This is a genomic window from Pseudomonas sp. B424 (assembly GCF_055408345.1).
On sequence record NZ_JBUZTL010000019.1, the window covers coordinates 1 to 16,583 of the forward strand.

The window sequence follows — 16,583 nt, forward strand, 5'->3', positions numbered from 1 at the left end:
GGCGGTGGACAAGATCGTGGCAGGGGTGAGGCGGCCTTCGGAGCGGGTGAAGCCTGCCCCACAGGAATAAGGCTCGCCTCGGACCTGACCTGTGGGAGCTGGCTTGCTCGCGATAGTGTCGGCGCGGTTTTTCAGATGAATCGAATCGCCCGCATCGCGAGCAAACCCGCTCCCACAGAGGGCGGCAATGGCTAGCCTGCCAGTTCCCGCATCCGCACCAGTACGGCGTTCAAGCCATTGCTGCGCGACGGTGACAGCTGGCGGCTCAGGCCCAGCTGATTGAACCACTCAGGCAAATCGACCTGTTGCAGTTGCTCCGTACTCAAGCCATTGACCCGGACCAGCAACAACGCCACCAGCCCTCGAATCAGCCGCGCATCGCTGCTGGCAGCAAATTGCCAGCTGCCATCGACCCGCTCGCCCACCAGCCACACCTGGCTTTCACAGCCATGCACGCGATGGGTCTCGGTCTTGTCGGCTTCGCTCAGCTCGGGCAAGCGTTGGCCCCACTGCATCAGCAAGCGTGCACGCTGTTCCCAGCCGGTGCAGTGCCCGAAGCTGTCGAGAGCAAGTTGGGCGTCCGCGGGCAAGGTCATTGCAGCAGCTCCAGCGCCTGGTCGAGGGCGACAAAGAAACGCTCCAGGTCTTCCGAGTCGTTGTACAGCGCCAGCGAGACACGTATGGCCCCGGCCAGCCCAAAGCTTTTGAGCAGTGGCATGGCGCAGTGATGCCCGGCACGTACGGCAATCCCCTGCTCGGTGAGCAGGTGCGCCAGATCGGCGTTGTGCACGCCATCGACCACAAAGCTGACCAGCGCCAATTGTGGCGCCCCCAGCAGGCGAATGCCCTGGCGCTGCGTCAGGCCGTCGACCAGAAGTGCATGCAGTGCCGCTTCGTGGGCCTCAACGGCGGCCTGGTCGAGATTGGCCAGGTAGTTAAGCGTTGCGCCCAGCCCGATCACGCTGGCAATCGGCGGCGTGCCGGCTTCAAAGCCCAGCGGTGCCGGACGAAAGGTCGCGTGCTGATAGTCGGCGTCTTGCACCATCTCGCCGCCAAACTGCCAGTGCTGCAGGCGGGCCAGCGCTTCGTGGCGCCCGAACAGCACGCCCAGCCCGTCCGGGCCGTAGAGTTTGTGGCTGGAAAATACATAGAAGTCGCAGCCAAGCGCTTGCACGTCATGCCGGCCGTGGACGATGCCTTGTGCGCCATCAACCACCGTCAGCGCGCTTTGTGCCTTGGCCAGTGCCAGCAGCGCGGGCAGGGGTTGCCACACGCCGAGTACGTTGGACAGTTGGCTGACGGCCAGCAGGCGGGTGCGCGGTGTGATCAGGCGAGCGGCAGCGTCAAGGTCGATCACGCCATCGGCGTCCAGTGGCAGCACCACCAGGGTCAGGCCCCGGCGCTGGGCCAGCTGTTGCCACGGCAGCAAGTTGGCATGGTGTTCCAGGGCGCTGATAACGATCTCGTCGCCCGGGTTGAACAGGTGTTCCAGCCCGTAGGCCAGCAGGTTCAGCGCCGAAGTGGCGCCGTGGGTGAAAACAATTTGCCCGCAGTCGCCGGCATTGAGCCATTGCGTGACCTTGTGGCGGGTGTTTTCAAACGCCTGGGTCGCGTGGGCGCCCGGCAAATGTTGGGCCCGGTGCACATTGGCTGCGCCATTGGCGTAGTAATGCGTCAGTGCGTCGAGCAGGGCTTGGGGTTTTTGCGTGGTTGCAGCGTTGTCCAGGTAGGTCTGGTCCTGACGTTGCAAGGCGGCGATGGCTGGGAAGTCAGCGCGCCAGGGAGAAAGCAAAAGCATGGTGTTCAGGCTCTGTTGACGGGGCCAGAAACTGGCCCCGTCAGTGGCAGACAGACGCTTAGTTGTGAGCGTGCAGTGCTTCGTTCAGCTCGATGGCCGACTTGTGGGTTTTGCATTCCACAGCGCCGGTTTGCGAGTTGCGACGGAACAACAGGTCTGGCTGACCCGCCAGGTCGCGGGCTTTGAGTACTTTGACCAACTGGTTGTTTTCGTCCAGCAGCGCCACTTTGGTGCCAGCCGTCAGGTACAGGCCGGATTCCACGGTGTTGCGGTCGCCCAACGGGATGCCGATACCGGCATTGGCGCCGATCAGGCAGCCTTCGCCGACCTTGATCACGATGTTGCCGCCACCCGAGAGGGTGCCCATGGTCGAGCAACCGCCGCCCAGGTCCGAACCCTTGCCGACGAATACGCCTGCCGATACACGGCCTTCGATCATGCCCGGGCCTTCGGTGCCGGCGTTGAAGTTGACGAAACCTTCGTGCATGACGGTGGTGCCTTCGCCGACATAAGCGCCCAGACGGATACGTGCCGCGTCAGCGATACGCACGCCAGCCGGTACCACGTAGTCGGTCATTTTCGGGAACTTGTCCACCGAGAACACTTCCAGCAGCTCGCCACGCAGGCGTGCTTCGAGTTGACGCTCGGCCAGTTCGCCCAGGTCGATGGCGCCCTGGCTGGTCCATGCCACGTTAGGCAGCAACGGGAACACACCGGCCAGGTTCAGGCCGTGGGGCTTGACCAGGCGATGGGACAGCAGGTGCAGCTTGAGGTAGGCCTCAGGCGTGGTGGTCAGCGTGGCGTCTTCGGCCAGCAGGGTGGCGACCAGCGGCTTGTGGCTTTCGGCCAGGCGGGTCAGCAGGGCAGCTTGAGCAGCGTCTACCGGTTTGACGGCTTCAGCCATCTGTGCGGCTTGCGCGGTGGTAAAGGTGATTGCCTGGTTGCCACCGGTGTAGCCCAGGATTGGCGCGACGGCGGCAATCAGCTCGGCTGACGGGTTGATCAGGGGTTGTGCGTAGAACACTTCCAGCCATGCGCCTTGACGGTTTTGGGTGCCGACGCCGAAGGCTGCGCTGAACAGGGTAGTAGACATGCAATTACCTCTTACAAAAATAAATGGGCGGTCGATTAAAGAAGGGCCGCCGCATAAAAATCTGGCTTGAAGCCAATCAGGGTTTTGTCACCGAGATCGAGCACCGGGCGCTTGATCATCGAGGGTTGGGCGAGCATCAGTTCAATGGCTTTGGCTTGGTCGAGATCGGCTTTGCGTTCGTCGTCGAGCTTGCGAAAGGTTGTACCGGCGCGGTTGAGCACTACTTGCCAGCCGTGCTCGTTGCACCACCGGGTCAGGTGTTCACGGTCAATGCCGCTGGTTTTGTAATCGTGGAAATCGTAGCGCAGTGCATGTTCATCCAGCCAGGTGCGAGCCTTTTTCATGGTGTCGCAGGCTTTGATGCCGAAAAGGTGCAATGTCTTGCTTGAATCGGTCACGGAAATTGCCCCTCCTTTGGAGATGCGTGGAAATGAGCGGTCGCGGATTATGCCATGGGTCGCGTGCTTGGGCGTGGATGGCTTGAGCATCTCACGCTCTTGTGACATGTCGTCGCACTGCGACTTATGTTCAGGCTCCAGATTTGTCGACAGGGGCTACTATGACCTGCAATGCGAAAATGTTGCTAGCTGTGTCTTTTAGAAGCTGATTGTTTGGGAACCCTGTCGATATGCAAACCGCCTATACCGTCCTCATCCTGCTGACGCTGGTGGGTGTCTCGCGTCTATTGGGGCGTTTGATTCCCTTGCCTTTGCCGCTGGTACAAATTGCTGCCGGCGCGGTGCTGGCCTGGCCGACGCTGGGGCTGCATGTGGCGTTGAACCCGGAGCTGTTTCTGTTTCTGTTCTTGCCGCCGTTGTTGTTCTCGGACGGCTGGCGCATGCCCAAGCGCGAGTTTTGGCGACTGCGGGGGCCGATTCTGACGCTGGCAGTCGGCCTGGTGCTCTTTACGGTGGTGGGTGCCGGCTATTTCATCCACTGGCTGTTGCCGACCATTCCTTTGCCGGTGGCGTTCGCTCTGGCGGCCGTGCTGTCGCCAACCGATGCGGTGGCGGTGTCGGCCATTGCGCAGAACCGTTTGCCGGCGCCTTTGATGCACATGTTGCAGGGCGAAGCGTTGATGAATGATGCCACGGGCCTGGTGACGTTCAAGTTCGCTCTGGCTGCGGCCATTACCGGGGTGTTCTCCCTGGCCAACGCCAGCATGGCTTTTGTCCTGGTGGCTTGCGGCGGGCTGGCAACCGGTGTGGCGTTGAGCTGGCTGGTGGGGCGGTTCCGTTCATGGATGATCGCCCGTGGCTGGGATGACCCGGCCACCCACGTGGTGTTCATGTTGCTGCTGCCGTTTGCGGCCTATGTGCTGGCCGAGCGCCTGGGCGTTTCGGGTATTTTGTCGGCCGTTGCCGCGGGCATGATGCAGAGCTGGCTGGACTTGTTGCCACGTCAGACCAGCACCCGCTTGCTTAATCGCAGTGTGTGGTCGCTGCTGGAGTTTACGTTTAACGGTCTGATCTTCTTGTTGCTGGGCTTGCAGCTGCCCGACATCGTCAAGGCTGTGGTCCACCTTGAAACCACGCTGTGGCCCGCCTTGATGTACCGCTGTCTGGATGTGATCGCGATCTTTCTGGTGTTGCTGGCGCTGCGTTTTATCTGGGTGCAGAGCATCTGGCGCTTGTCGGGCCTGTTGCGCCGCTGGCGTGGCAAGGGCGAGCTGACAATGGTGCCGACGGCGCGTTCTTGCTGGCTGCTGACCGTGGGGGGTGTGCGCGGGGCCGTGACGCTGGCGGGTGTCATGTCGGTACCGTTGTTGATCAGCGAAGGCCTGGACTTTCCCGAGCGCGAGCTGCTGATTTTTATCGCTGCGGGGGTGATTTTGCTGTCGCTGGTGTCTGCCTGTATTGCCTTGCCGATTTTGCTGCGCGGTATTCCGAAGAGCCCGGACGACGACTTGCGCAAAGAAGTGCGCGAGGCCTGGCGCCGTACGGCCGAAGCGGCGATCCATGCGCTGGAGACTGAAGAGGTGGTTGCCCCCCTGAGCCCGACGGACGCGGCCCAGGCGGCGCTGGCGGCTGAATTGAAGGCGCGGCTCATGTCCGAGTACCGGCATCAGCTGGAAGTGTTCAATGACTCGGCGGAGGCCCAGGCGCTGGCGTCACAGATGGACCTGCTGGAGAGCCGTCTGCGTCTCAAGGCGCTGCGGGCGCAGCGTCTGGAGTTGTACAGCTTGCGTCGGCATCACGAGATTGGCGATGACGCACTCAGGGAAATCCTGAAGGATCTGGACATGAGCGAAGCGAATCTGGGGGCGGTGAAGTAAGGAGTTGGCTCCTGCAAGGATCATATTTTGTGGGCGCCGCAGTACTTGTGGGAGCTGGCTTGCCTGCGCTGCAGGCACTGCGGTCTGTCAGGCAGACCGCAGTGATGCTATCGCGAGCAAGCCCGCGCCCACAGGTATGGGGAGGGTTTAGCGGCGGCGCAGGATGAAATCGCGGATCCGCTCGGCGGCCTCTACGCATTCAGCCAGTGGCGCGACCAGTGCCATGCGCACGCGGCCTGCTCCAGGGTTGAAACCGTCGACTTCGCGGGACAGGTAAGAGCCCGGTACCACGGTGACGTGTTCTTCGGCGAACAGGTCACGGCAGAATCCGGCGTCGTCGCCTTCAACCTTGGGCCACAGGTAAAACCCGCCGTCCGGGCGCTGTACGTCCAATGCCGGAGCCAGAATTGCCAGCACCGCATCGAACTTCTCGCGATACAGGTCGCGGTTGGTACGCACGTGGGCTTCGTCGTTCCAGGCGGCAATGCTGGCCAGCTGGGTTTGCACCGGCATGGCGCAACCGTGGTAGGTGCGGTACAGCAAAAATGCCTTGAGGATCTCGGCATCGCCGGCCACAAAACCCGAGCGCAGGCCCGGCAGGTTGGAACGCTTGGACAGGCTGTGGAACACCACGCAACGCTTGAAGTCTTCACGGCCCAGCGCCACGCAAGCGCTGAGCAGGCCCACCGGCGGCGTATTTTCATCGAAGTACAGCTCGCTGTAGCACTCGTCTGCGGCGATCACGAAGTCGTGTTCGTCGGCCAGGGCGATCAGCTTTTTCAGGGTTTCAAGCGGGATCAGGGCGCCGGTCGGGTTGCCCGGTGAGCACAGGAACAGGATCTGGCAGCGCTGCCAGGTCTCGGCTGATACAGCGTCGAAATCCGGGTTGAAACCATGTTCGGCCAGGCATGGCAGGTAGTGCGGCTGGGCATCTGCGAGGAAAGCTGCACCTTCGTAGATCTGGTAGAACGGGTTCGGGCTGATCACTAGCGCGTCGTCGCCACGATTGACCACGGTCTGGGTGAAGGCGAACAGGGCTTCACGGGTGCCGTTGACCGGCAGGATGTTGCGCGCCGGGTCGAGCCAGCCTTTTGGCACGTCAAAGCGGCGCTCGGCCCAGGCGGCGATGGCTTCGCGCAGCGCCGGGATACCCAGGGTGGTCGGGTAGACCGCCATCTGGTCGAGGTTGTCAGCCAGCGCCTTGGCCACGAAGTCTGGCGAGCGGTGTTTGGGTTCACCAATCGACAGTGCAATCGGGCGTTTGTCCGCGTTGGGCTGCACGGCGCCAAGCAGGGCGCGCAGTTTTTCGAACGGATAAGGCTGTAACTGATTCAGAGCGTTGTTCATGGGGTGCGGGTCTCACTCGGCGGCGGTTAAATGCTCAGGCGCCACGGTTCTGGGGTTGAGTCCTGATTGACCGTCAATTGCTCGACGATGGCTTCCTGCAAGCGCATGCACAGTTGCGGGTCGGACAACGGCTGGTTGTTTGCGTCGGTTATGAAGAAGACGTCTTCGACACGTTCGCCCAGAGTGGCGATCTTGGCGTTTTGCAACGACAGGTCGAACTCCAGGAAGATCATCCCGATCCGCGCCAGCAGCCCCGGGCGGTCAGGGGCGCTGAGTTCCAGTACGGTGACCGGGCGCTGGGCGTCGTTGTGGATCGTCACCTGTGGCGCGAAGGCAAAGTGCTTGAGCTGGCGCGGCACCCGACGCTGGATGATGGTCGGGTAGTCATCCGGGTTGCGCAGGGCTTCGGTCAGGCCTTTGCGGATTTTTTCAATGCGCACCGGGTTGTTGCCGATCGAGTCGCCGTCGTTGTCGAGCACGATATAGGTGTCGAGGGTGAACTGGCTGCTGGAGGTGATGATGCGTGCGTCATGGATGTTCAGATTGAGCTGGTCCATGGCCGCCACGGTCACGGCGAAGAAGTCATGCTGGTCGGGTGCATAGATGAAGATCTGCGTGCCACCTTCGAACTCGCGCTGGGTCGTTTCTTTGATCAGCACCAGCGGACCGCCATCGGCGGGCTGTTGCAGGATGGCCTCGGTGTGCAGGGCAACGTCGGCCGAGCTATGGCGCAGGAAGTAGTCATCGCCCAGCTGTGACCAGAGCTGCTCGACATCATCCTGGTCGGTGCCGCCGCGCACCAGAATGTCCAGCGCAGCGCTTTGGGTCTGGCGGATCTGTTCTTCACGGTCCACCGGGTTTTCCAGGCCGCGGCGCAAGGCGCGCTTGGTTTCGGTGTAGAGCTGGCGCAACAGGCTGGCGCGCCAGGAGTTCCACAGCGTCGGGTTGGTGGCGTTGATATCGGCGACGGTCAATACGTAGAGGTAGTCGAGGTGGGTTTCATCGACCACGATCTGGGCAAAGTCGTGGATGACCTGCGGGTCCGAGAGGTCCTTGCGCTGGGCGGTGGTCGACATCACGAGGTGGTTTTGCACCAGCCAGACGATCAGGCGCGTGTCCCAGAGCGGCAACTGGTGGCGAATGCAGAACGCCTCGGCATCCACGGCGCCAATCTCGGAGTGATCGCCGTGACGGCCCTTGCCGATGTCGTGGTAAAGCCCGGCCAGGTAGATCAGTTCAGGCTTGGGCAGCTTGGCCATCAACTTGCTGGCCAGCGGGAATTTCTCGGACACCTGGGTGTACTGCAACTTGCGCAGGTGTTTGATCAGATTCAGGGTGTGGGCGTCGACCGTATAAATGTGGAACAGGTCGTGCTGCATTTGCCCGACGATAAAACCGAATTCGGGCAGGTAGCGCCCCAGGATGCCGTAGCGGTTCATCCGGCGCAGGTTGCGGTGGATGCCGATCTTGCACTTGAACAGCTCGATAAACAGGCTGGTGTTGCGGATGTCTTTACGGAAATCGTCGTCGATCAGGTAGCGGTGTTCGCGTAAAAGGCGAATCGTGTCGGCCCGCACGCCCTTGATTTCGGGGTGTTGGGCCATCAGCAGGAAAATTTCGAGCATGGCAAACGGCGTGCGCTTGAACACGTAGTCGCTGGTGGCTTCGATGTAACCATCGTGCAGCTGGAAGCGCGAGTTCAGCGGCGTTGGCGGCGCTTCGTCTTCGGGGGCGAGGATCACCTCTTCGAAGTGCTGGATGATCAGGTCGCTGAGCTGGGCAATGCTCATGACCACCCGGTAGTACTGCTGCATGAAGTTTTCGATGGTCTGCTTGGCATCTTCGCCGGTAAAGCCAAGCAGTTCGGCGATGCTGCGCTGATGATCGAACAGCAGGCGGTCTTCGGAGCGGCCTGCGAGCATGTGCAGGGCATAGCGCACCTTCCACAGAAACTCTTGGGAAGACGCAAGCAGGGCGTGTTCGCTCTCGACCAGGAAGCCTTCGCCGGCCAGGGCGCGCAGGTTCAGGGTGCCGTACTGGCGACGGGCTACCCACAAAATGGTCTGGATATCGCGCAGGCCGCCAGGGGAGCCTTTGACGTTGGGTTCCAGGTTGTATTCGGTGTCGTTGTACTTGTGGTGACGGGCTTTTTGCTCGGCGCGCTTGGCCAGAAAAAAGTCCTTGCTGGGCCACATATGTGCGGTGCTGGTGACATCCAGCATGCGTTGGCGCAAATGTTCGGGGCCCGCCACGGTGCGGCTTTCCATCAGGTTGGTGATGATGGTCAGGTCGGCACGGGCTTGTTCGGCGCACTCATCCACCGAGCGCACGCTCTGGCCGACTTCCAGGCCAATGTCCCAGAGTAGCGTCAGAAAGCGTTCGATGGAGTCGCGGAAAATTTCGTGATCAGCGTTGTCCAGCAGGATCAACAGATCGATGTCGGAGTAGGGGTGCAGTTCGCCACGGCCATAGCCGCCGACGGCGACCAGGGCGATGTCGGCCTGGTCGCTCCAGCTGAACTGATCCCACGCCTGTTGCAGGATGTTATCGACGAACCATGCACGGTCTTCGATCAGACGGCGAATATCGCGCCCTTTTTTGAAGCGTTCGTCGAGCACCTCTCGTGCCTGGCGGATCGCCTTTTTGAATGCGGCAATGGGGCTTGCCTTTAATGCCAGCTCGGCCTGGAACTGGCCGCGGTCAAAAAGTTCTGGATCCACCTGCGGCATCGATTGGCATTCCTTTCGTGGGTTTTACTATTTAAACGGTGACAGCAGGCAAGTATCAGGCCGAGACGCGCGGGATGGTGTCATCGCTACGCAGGGTGAAAATCTCGTAACCGGTGTCGGTCACCAGCAGGGTGTGTTCCCACTGTGCAGACAGCTTGCGGTCCTTGGTGATTGCGGTCCAGCCATCGCCCAGCACCTTGGTGTCGGCTTTGCCCTGGTTGATCATCGGCTCGATGGTGAAGGTCATGCCGGCCTTGAGTTCCATGCCGGTGCCTGCGCGGCCGTAGTGCAGGATTTGCGGCTCTTCGTGGAACACCTTGCCGATGCCGTGGCCGCAGAACTCGCGTACCACCGAGAAGCCGTTCTTTTCAGCGTGCTTCTGGATCACTTCGCCGATATCGCCCAGGCGGCAGCCCGGTTTGACGATCTCGATGGCCTTGTACATGCATTCCTGGGTCACTTGCGACAGGCGCTCGGCCCAAACCGGTACTTTACCGACGTGGAACATGCGGCTGGTGTCTCCGTGGTAGCCATCCTTGATCACCGTGACGTCGATGTTCAGGGTGTCACCGTCTTTCAGGGCCTTGTCGCCAGGGATGCCGTGGCACACCACATGGTTGATCGACGTGCAGATGGACTTCGGGAAGCCTTTATAGTTGAGCGGAGCAGGGATGGCCTGCTGCACGTTGACTATATAGTCGTGGCAGATGCGGTCCAGCTCTTCGGTGGTAACGCCGGGCTTGACGTGCTCGGCAATCATTTCCAGGACTTCGGCGGCCAGTTTGCCGGCGATACGCATTTTTGCGATGTCCTCGGGGGTTTTGAGGGTGACGGTCATTCGGGCTCTCTTCGCGCGTTGGCGCTCATCATCAGGATTGCGGGTGTGCTGTGTATAGCTGCACACCGTCATAAAAACGCGATTCTAACAGACGGTCGGCGTTAATCATGAGCCTCTCGCCATCGCTTCTCTTAATAGAATGGGGCATTCTGGGCCTATTCCAAGGCGTGCGCAAAAGCGTCTGGAATAAAGTCAGAATCCGCACTTCGTTTTTTGACCATCTTGTGGTATAAAATGCGCCGCTTTGCGGGTATAGCCCGCAGAGCACAAACCCACACACGTGTCGACACGATGACCTGGGTGCCTTCAGCTTGAAGCTGCTGGTTGGTCGTTGGGATACGTGGAGGCCTAACCCGACTTATTAAGGAACTATCATGTCCCAAGTCAACATGCGCGATATGCTGAAGGCCGGTGTGCACTTCGGTCACCAAACCCGTTACTGGAACCCGAAGATGGGTAAATACATCTTTGGCGCGCGTAACAAGATCCACATCATCAACCTTGAAAAAACCCTGCCAATGTTCAACGAAGCTCTGACTTTCGTAGAGCGTCTGGCCCAGGGCAAAAACAAGATTCTGTTCGTCGGCACCAAGCGTTCCGCTGGCAAGATCGTTGCTGAAGAAGCAGCACGTTGCGGTTCGCCGTACGTGGATCACCGCTGGTTGGGCGGCATGCTCACCAACTTCAAAACCATTCGTGCTTCGATCAAGCGTCTGCGTGACCTTGAAATCCAGGCAGAAGACGGTACTTTCGCCAAGCTGACCAAGAAAGAGGCGCTGATGCGCACTCGCGATCTGCAGAAGCTGGATCGTAGCCTGGGTGGTATCAAGGACATGGGCGGTCTGCCAGACGCACTGTTCGTTATCGACGTTGACCACGAGCGTATCGCGATCACCGAAGCTAACAAGTTGGGCATCCCGGTAATCGGCGTTGTCGACACCAACAGCAGCCCAGAAGGTGTTGACTACATCATCCCGGGTAACGATGACGCAATCCGCGCTATCCAGCTGTACATGGGTGCGATGGCTGATGCTGTGATCAAAGGCCGTAACCACGTTGCTGGCGGCACCGACGTTTTCGTCGAAGAAGCTCCAGCTGCAGCGGTAGTTGAAGGCTGAGTAATTAACGCCTAGCGTTTACTCAGTACGCAAAAAGGGGGCTTGGCCCCCTTTTTGCCACCTCGAGATCCATCTGTTGGAAGTGTCCTTGCTGTTGCTGTATTAGATCGCGTCTAACAGGTTGCTTCGAGGCATGCTTCACACGAATTGAACGCCCGTTCGGTCGGGTGGAATGGTTGAAAACCTATCCAAGAGGAATTTTGAAATGGCAGAGATTACTGCAGCGTTGGTTAAAGAACTGCGTGAGCGTACTGGCGAAGGCATGATGGATTGCAAGAAAGCCTTGACCAAGGCTGGCGGCGACATCGAAAAAGCCATTGATGACATGCGTGCTTCGGGCGCCATCAAGGCAGCCAAAAAAGCAGGTAACGTTGCTGCTGAAGGCGCTATCGCAGTTAAAGTTGCGGAAGACAACAAGTCTGCCGTTATTCTTGAAGTTAACTCGCAAACCGACTTCCTGGCTCTGCAAGAAGACTTCAAAAACTTCGTCGCTGCCAGCGTTGAAAAAGCCTTTGCTGACAAATTGACCGACGCAGCTCCGCTGATCGCCGCTCAAGAAGAAGCTCGTCTGATTCTGGTTGGTAAAGTAGGCGAAAACGTAAACATTCGCCGCCTGGCGCGCATCGAAGGCGACGTTGTTGACGCTTACCTGCACGGCAACAAAATCGGTGTTGTAGTTGCTCTGAAAGGCGGCAACGCTGAGCTGGCTCGTGACATCGCCATGCACGTAGCTGCAAGCAACCCAGAGTTCCTGCTGCCATCGCAAGTTTCCGCTGATGCTATCGAACGCGAAAAAACCGTGTTCATGAGCCTCAACGAAGACAAGATCAAAGGCAAGCCAGCAGAAATCGTTGAAAAAATGGTTGCCGGTCGCATCAGCAAGTTCCTGGCTGAAGCCAGCCTGGTTGAGCAAGCGTTCGTTAAGAACCCGGAAATCAAAGTCGGCGAACTGGCCAAGAAAGCCGGCGCTGAAATCGTTTCCTTCACTTACTTCAAAGTAGGTGATGGCATCGAGAAGCCAGTTGACGACTTCGCTGCCGAAGTTGCTGCTCAAGTGGCTGCAAGCAAGCAATAAGACGGTTTTAAACTGTCGACCCGAAGAGGCTGCCCGCTCACGCGCGCAGCCTCTTTTCAAATGGGAGGGGATTTTTCCTTCTCGGCGGAACCGGTTTGCAAAATCGTGTTCCGATGGTGCTGCTGTGTAGCACCAGGTTAGAACAAGCGCGGGTTGAAAAATGACCTCGCACAGATTATCTATAAAACGCGGCAGGAGAGATTCGCAATGGCTCAGCAGGGCAGTGGTTATCAAGCTCGCTATAAACGCATTCTACTCAAGCTAAGCGGCGAAGCCCTGATGGGCTCTGAAGAGTTCGGGATCGACCCCAAAGTACTCGACCGCATGGCACTGGAAGTCGGCCAGCTGGTCGGTATCGGTGTTCAGGTAGGATTGGTAATTGGCGGTGGCAACCTGTTCCGTGGTGCAGCACTGAGTGCCGCAGGCATGGACCGTGTAACTGGCGACCATATGGGAATGCTGGCTACCGTGATGAACGCCCTGGCCATGCGCGATGCGCTGGAACGTGCGAATATCTCCGCCATCGTTATGTCGGCTATTTCCATGGTGGGCGTGACTGATCATTACGATCGTCGCAAGGCCATGCGTCACCTGAACGCCAAGGATGTAGTGATTTTCGCTGCGGGTACCGGTAATCCTTTCTTTACGACGGATTCGGCTGCCTGTTTGCGTGCCATCGAAATCGATGCCGATGTAGTGCTCAAGGCAACCAAGGTTGACGGCGTGTACACCGCAGACCCATTCAAAGACCCGCATGCCGAGAAGTTCGATCATCTGACTTACGATGAAGTGCTGGATCGCAAGCTGGGTGTAATGGACCTGACAGCCATCTGTCTGTGCCGCGACCACAAAATGCCATTGCGTGTATTTAATATGAACAAGCCCGGCGCCCTGCTCAATATTGTCCATGGCGGCGCTGAAGGCACTCTGATCGAGGAAGGTCAACAATGATCAACGAAATCAAAAAAGACGCACAAACGCGCATGCAGAAATCGCTGGACTCTCTGTCCCATGCATTTGGCCAGATTCGTACCGGCAAGGCTCACCCAAGCATCCTGGGCAGCGTGATGGTGCCTTACTACGGCTCGGATACTCCGATCAGCCAGGTAGCAAACATCACCGTTAAAGATTCCCGCACCCTGCAAGTTGTTGCGTTCGAACGCAACATGCTCGGCGCGGTAGACAAGGCCATCCAGAGCGCTGGCCTGAACCTCAATCCGACCAACCTGGGCGAATTGTTGCTGATCTCCATGCCGGCCCTGACTGAAGAAACCCGTAAGGTTTTCGCCAAACAGGCTCGTGATGCTGCTGAAGACGCTCGTATTGCCGTGCGCAATATCCGTCGCGACGCCTTGAGCCAGTTGAAAGACCTGGTCAAGGAAAAGGAAATCAGCGAAGACGAAGAGCGTCGTGCTGCTGACGATATCCAGAAACTGACCGACAAGGCAGTCGCTGATATCGAAGTGGCAACCAAGCAGAAAGAAGCGGACCTGATGGCCGTATAAGGGTCAGGGCGTTTTATGGAAAAGACGAAGCAGGCTGACCCGTCATCTGTTCCGCGACATGTCGCGATCATCATGGACGGTAATAATCGCTGGGCGAAAAAACGCTTTATGCCGGGTGTTGCCGGGCATAAGGCGGGTGTGGATGCGGTTCGTGCGGTAATTGAAGTATGTGCCCAGGCCAAGGTCGAGGTACTTACGTTATTCGCGTTTTCCAGTGAAAACTGGCAGCGCCCTGCAGCTGAAGTCAGTGCCTTGATGGATTTGTTCTTCAGGGCACTGCGTCGTGAGGCCAAGCGCCTCAACGAAAACGACATCAGCCTGCGGATCATTGGCGACCGCTCGCGCTTTCACCCGGACTTGCAAAAGGCGATGCGTGAAGCGGAAGAAATGACGGTGGGCGAGGGCCGCTTTGTGCTGCAGATTGCCGCCAATTACGGCGGTCAGTGGGACATTGCCCAAGCCGCGCAGCAGCTTGCGCGTCAGGTCCAGGCAGGTCATCTGCAACCTGAGGACATCACTCCCGGGTTGTTGCAGACCTGCCTGGTGACAGGTGATCTGCCATTGCCTGACCTGTGCATCCGCACCGGTGGCGAGCATCGCATCAGCAATTTCTTGCTGTGGCAGCTGGCCTACTCCGAGTTGTACTTCTCCGACCTGTTCTGGCCGGACTTCAAACACGAGGCCATGCGTCATGCATTGGCTGATTTCGCTTCTCGCCAGCGCCGCTTCGGTAAAACGAGCGAGCAGGTTGAGGCTGGAGCCCGGATTTAATGCTTAAACAACGAATCATCACTGCACTCATCTTGCTGCCAATTGCCTTGTGCGGTTTTTTTCTGCTCGAGGGCAGCGGTTTTGCGCTGTTTATTGGCGTGGTCGTTACCCTGGGTGCCTGGGAGTGGGCGCGTCTTGCCGGCTTTGAGGCTCAATCTGCACGGGTTGTATTTGCCGCTGTAGTGGCCTTGTTGCTGTTCGGTCTGCATATTTTCCCTGACCTGGCACCGTGGGTGCTGGGTGCGGCCGTGTTGTGGTGGGCAGCAGCAACCTTTCTGGTGCTGACCTTCCCGCAGTCGGCCGTGCATTGGTCGAGCATTGCGACCAAGCTGGTCATTGGCTTGTTGATCCTGTTACCGGCCTGGCAAGGCCTGGTGTTGATCAAGGCCATGCCGTTGGGTAATTGGCTGATCATGGCGGTGATGATTCTGGTGTGGGGCGCAGATATCGGCGCTTACTTTTCCGGTCGCAAGTTTGGCAAGCGCAAGCTCGCCCCTAAAGTCAGCCCGGGCAAAAGCTGGGAAGGTGTCTTTGGCGGCTTGTTGCTGAGCTTGCTGATCACGGCTGCGGTGGGTGTTGTGCGCGACTGGAGCGCTTCCCAGATGTTTGCCGCGCTGGCAGGCGCCGCCGTGATCGTACTGATCTCGGTGGTAGGCGACCTCACAGAAAGCATGTTCAAGCGTCAGGCCGGAGTCAAAGACAGCAGTAACTTGCTGCCTGGCCATGGCGGCGTTCTGGATCGCATCGACAGCCTCACGGCAGCGATCCCTGTATTTGCTGTATTGCTGTGGATGGCGGCCTCATGAGTCGTCCACAACAGATTACTGTTCTGGGTGCGACGGGCTCCATTGGCCTGAGTACCCTGGATGTTGTTGCACGTCACCCTGATCGGTACCAGGTCTTCGGCCTGAGTGGATATAGCCGTATCGCCGAGTTACTGGCCTTGTGCATCAAGCATCGTCCGCAGGTTGTAGTTGTGCCTCATGAGCACACTGCCAGCCAGCTGCAGGCTGACCTGCGCGCTGCAGGGCTCAACACCGAAGTGCTGGTGGGTGAGGAGGGCTTGTGTCAGATAGCCTCCGCGCCTGAAGTTGACTCGGTGATGGCGGCAATCGTGGGCGCTGCGGGCCTTCGTCCAACGCTGGCGGCAGTGAATGCCGGCAAGAAGATCTTGTTGGCGAACAAGGAAGCACTGGTGATGACGGGCGACCTGTTCATGCAGGCCGTGCGTCGCAGTGGCTCGGTATTGCTGCCGATTGACAGTGAGCACAATGCGATCTTCCAGTGTTTGCCACAGGATTTCGCGCGCGGACTGGGAGCTGTGGGTGTTCGTCGGATTCTTCTGACAGCGTCTGGTGGTCCTTTCCGTGAAACGCCCCTGGCCGAACTTGAACACGTTACGCCGGATCAAGCCTGCGCCCATCCCAACTGGTCGATGGGGCGCAAGATTTCGGTGGATTCGGCCAGCATGATGAACAAGGGCCTTGAATTGATCGAGGCTTGCTGGTTGTTCGATGCCAGGCCGGACCAGGTTGAAGTGGTTATCCATCCGCAAAGCGTGATCCATTCGCTGGTCGATTATGTGGATGGCTCGGTGCTGGCCCAGTTGGGCAATCCGGATATGCGTACCCCTATTGCCAATGCCCTGGCCTGGCCAGAGCGCATTGACTCGGGTGTTGCGCCGCTGGACCTGTTTGCTGTCGCGCGGCTGGACTTTCAGCGCCCGGACGAGCAACGTTTCCCTTGCTTGCGTCTGGCTCGCGAGGCGGCCATGGCAGGTAATAGCGCGCCAGCGATGCTCAATGCGGCGAACGAGGTTGCGGTCGCAGCTTTTCTGGATGGACGAATCCGCTATCCGCAGATCGCCCGTATTATTCAAGACGTGTTAAATAGCGAGCCTGTGGTCGCCGTAGACGAACTGGAGGCGGTATTTGCCGCTGATGGCAAGGCTCGAGTGCTGGCTGAGCAGTGGTTGAGCCGTAACGGCTGAAAAGTGGTGCTTGCCGGAACCGGACAGAATCGCGGAGAAAGTAG

15 protein-coding genes are annotated in these 16,583 nt (G+C 59.0%); 8 read left to right on the forward strand and 7 right to left on the reverse strand.

What is annotated here, in order from left to right; genetic code table 11:
- Positions 1-191: 191 nt before the first annotated feature.
- From ACZRMS_RS19185 to ACZRMS_RS19200, 4 genes are read right to left on the reverse strand one after another with little or no spacing between them, the layout of a single operon-like run.
- Positions 192-596: a SufE family protein gene (locus tag ACZRMS_RS19185; protein ID WP_463996588.1), complete on the reverse strand. Its 405-nt coding sequence runs from the start codon at positions 594-596 to the stop codon at positions 192-194.
- Positions 593-1,798, reverse strand: a complete 1,206-nt coding sequence (locus tag ACZRMS_RS19190) for a cysteine desulfurase (RefSeq protein ID WP_463996589.1) — start codon at positions 1,796-1,798, stop codon at positions 593-595. Before ACZRMS_RS19190 ends, ACZRMS_RS19185 begins: the two co-directional genes overlap by 4 nt.
- A gap of 58 nt (positions 1,799-1,856) precedes the next feature.
- Positions 1,857-2,891: a 2,3,4,5-tetrahydropyridine-2,6-dicarboxylate N-succinyltransferase gene (gene dapD, locus ACZRMS_RS19195; protein ID WP_463996590.1), complete on the reverse strand. Its 1,035-nt coding sequence runs from the start codon at positions 2,889-2,891 to the stop codon at positions 1,857-1,859.
- Between the two features lie 35 nt (positions 2,892-2,926).
- The gene (locus ACZRMS_RS19200) at positions 2,927-3,235 is read right to left on the reverse strand and encodes an arsenate reductase (protein ID WP_241486132.1); all 309 of its coding nucleotides are present in this window, start codon (positions 3,233-3,235) and stop codon (positions 2,927-2,929) included.
- Between the two features lie 284 nt (positions 3,236-3,519).
- On the opposite strand from ACZRMS_RS19200, the gene ACZRMS_RS19205 reads away from it, so the two are divergent.
- A complete protein-coding gene (locus tag ACZRMS_RS19205) occupies positions 3,520-5,166 on the forward strand; it encodes a Na+/H+ antiporter (protein ID WP_463996591.1) in 1,647 nt (548 codons plus the stop codon).
- A 147-nt stretch (positions 5,167-5,313) separates the two neighbouring features.
- On the opposite strand, the gene dapC is transcribed toward ACZRMS_RS19205, so the two are convergent.
- From dapC to map, 3 genes are read right to left on the reverse strand one after another with little or no spacing between them, the layout of a single operon-like run.
- Complete coding sequence (gene dapC / locus ACZRMS_RS19210; RefSeq protein WP_463996592.1) at positions 5,314-6,513, reverse strand: succinyldiaminopimelate transaminase; 1,200 nt, start codon at positions 6,511-6,513, stop codon at positions 5,314-5,316.
- 26 nt (positions 6,514-6,539) lie between these two features.
- Positions 6,540-9,242 carry a [protein-PII] uridylyltransferase gene (locus ACZRMS_RS19215; protein WP_463996593.1) on the reverse strand — a complete coding sequence of 901 codons (2,703 nt, stop codon included), beginning with the start codon at positions 9,240-9,242 and terminating at the stop codon, positions 6,540-6,542.
- Positions 9,243-9,297: 55 nt separating this feature from the next.
- Entirely contained in the window at positions 9,298-10,152 is an 855-nt protein-coding gene (gene map / locus ACZRMS_RS19220; RefSeq protein ID WP_463996594.1) for a type I methionyl aminopeptidase, read from the reverse strand.
- Positions 10,153-10,454: 302 nt separating this feature from the next.
- On the opposite strand from map, the gene rpsB reads away from it, so the two are divergent.
- The 7 genes from rpsB (at position 10,455) to ispC (ending at position 16,539) form a co-directional block, all read left to right on the forward strand.
- The gene (rpsB, locus tag ACZRMS_RS19225) at positions 10,455-11,198 is read left to right on the forward strand and encodes a 30S ribosomal protein S2 (RefSeq protein ID WP_016781981.1); all 744 of its coding nucleotides are present in this window, start codon (positions 10,455-10,457) and stop codon (positions 11,196-11,198) included.
- Positions 11,199-11,403: 205 nt separating this feature from the next.
- Positions 11,404-12,273 carry a translation elongation factor Ts gene (tsf, locus tag ACZRMS_RS19230; protein ID WP_048359908.1) on the forward strand — a complete coding sequence of 290 codons (870 nt, stop codon included), beginning with the start codon at positions 11,404-11,406 and terminating at the stop codon, positions 12,271-12,273.
- A 207-nt stretch (positions 12,274-12,480) separates the two neighbouring features.
- Positions 12,481-13,224 (forward strand): UMP kinase, encoded by a 744-nt coding sequence (gene pyrH, locus ACZRMS_RS19235; protein ID WP_003440426.1) that lies wholly within the window; start codon positions 12,481-12,483, stop codon positions 13,222-13,224.
- Positions 13,221-13,778 (forward strand): ribosome recycling factor, encoded by a 558-nt coding sequence (frr, locus tag ACZRMS_RS19240; RefSeq protein WP_048359907.1) that lies wholly within the window; start codon positions 13,221-13,223, stop codon positions 13,776-13,778. The genes pyrH and frr overlap by 4 nt, the downstream gene beginning before the upstream one ends.
- Positions 13,779-13,793: 15 nt before the next feature.
- A complete protein-coding gene (gene uppS / locus ACZRMS_RS19245) occupies positions 13,794-14,549 on the forward strand; it encodes a polyprenyl diphosphate synthase (RefSeq protein WP_463996595.1) in 756 nt (251 codons plus the stop codon).
- On the forward strand, positions 14,549-15,355 hold the full coding sequence (locus tag ACZRMS_RS19250) for a phosphatidate cytidylyltransferase (protein WP_463996596.1): 807 nt from the start codon (positions 14,549-14,551) through the stop codon (positions 15,353-15,355). The genes uppS and ACZRMS_RS19250 overlap by 1 nt, the downstream gene beginning before the upstream one ends.
- Positions 15,352-16,539: a 1-deoxy-D-xylulose-5-phosphate reductoisomerase gene (gene ispC / locus ACZRMS_RS19255; protein WP_463996597.1), complete on the forward strand. Its 1,188-nt coding sequence runs from the start codon at positions 15,352-15,354 to the stop codon at positions 16,537-16,539. Before ACZRMS_RS19250 ends, ispC begins: the two co-directional genes overlap by 4 nt.
- The last annotated feature ends 44 nt before the right edge of the window (positions 16,540-16,583 follow it).

Excerpts from the sequence above, each read along its gene's own strand:
- dapC (WP_463996592.1), bottom strand. The coding sequence starts at position 6,513 with ATGAACAACGCTCTGAATCAGTTACAGCCTTATCCGTTCGAAAAACTG.
- ACZRMS_RS19205 (WP_463996591.1), top strand. The coding sequence starts at position 3,520 with ATGCAAACCGCCTATACCGTCCTCATCCTGCTGACGCTGGTGGGTGTC.
- uppS (WP_463996595.1), top strand. The coding sequence starts at position 13,794 with ATGGAAAAGACGAAGCAGGCTGACCCGTCATCTGTTCCGCGACATGTC.
- map (WP_463996594.1), bottom strand. The coding sequence starts at position 10,152 with ATGACGGTGTGCAGCTATACACAGCACACCCGCAATCCTGATGATGAG.
- frr (WP_048359907.1), top strand. The coding sequence starts at position 13,221 with ATGATCAACGAAATCAAAAAAGACGCACAAACGCGCATGCAGAAATCG.
- ACZRMS_RS19215 (WP_463996593.1), bottom strand. The coding sequence starts at position 9,242 with ATGCCGCAGGTGGATCCAGAACTTTTTGACCGCGGCCAGTTCCAGGCC.
- ispC (WP_463996597.1), top strand. The coding sequence starts at position 15,352 with ATGAGTCGTCCACAACAGATTACTGTTCTGGGTGCGACGGGCTCCATT.
- ACZRMS_RS19190 (WP_463996589.1), bottom strand. The coding sequence starts at position 1,798 with ATGCTTTTGCTTTCTCCCTGGCGCGCTGACTTCCCAGCCATCGCCGCC.
- ACZRMS_RS19200 (WP_241486132.1), bottom strand. The coding sequence starts at position 3,235 with ATGAAAAAGGCTCGCACCTGGCTGGATGAACATGCACTGCGCTACGAT.
- dapD (WP_463996590.1), bottom strand. The coding sequence starts at position 2,891 with ATGTCTACTACCCTGTTCAGCGCAGCCTTCGGCGTCGGCACCCAAAAC.
- tsf (WP_048359908.1), top strand. The coding sequence starts at position 11,404 with ATGGCAGAGATTACTGCAGCGTTGGTTAAAGAACTGCGTGAGCGTACT.
- rpsB (WP_016781981.1), top strand. The coding sequence starts at position 10,455 with ATGTCCCAAGTCAACATGCGCGATATGCTGAAGGCCGGTGTGCACTTC.
- ACZRMS_RS19250 (WP_463996596.1), top strand. The coding sequence starts at position 14,549 with ATGCTTAAACAACGAATCATCACTGCACTCATCTTGCTGCCAATTGCC.
- ACZRMS_RS19185 (WP_463996588.1), bottom strand. The coding sequence starts at position 596 with ATGACCTTGCCCGCGGACGCCCAACTTGCTCTCGACAGCTTCGGGCAC.
- pyrH (WP_003440426.1), top strand. The coding sequence starts at position 12,481 with ATGGCTCAGCAGGGCAGTGGTTATCAAGCTCGCTATAAACGCATTCTA.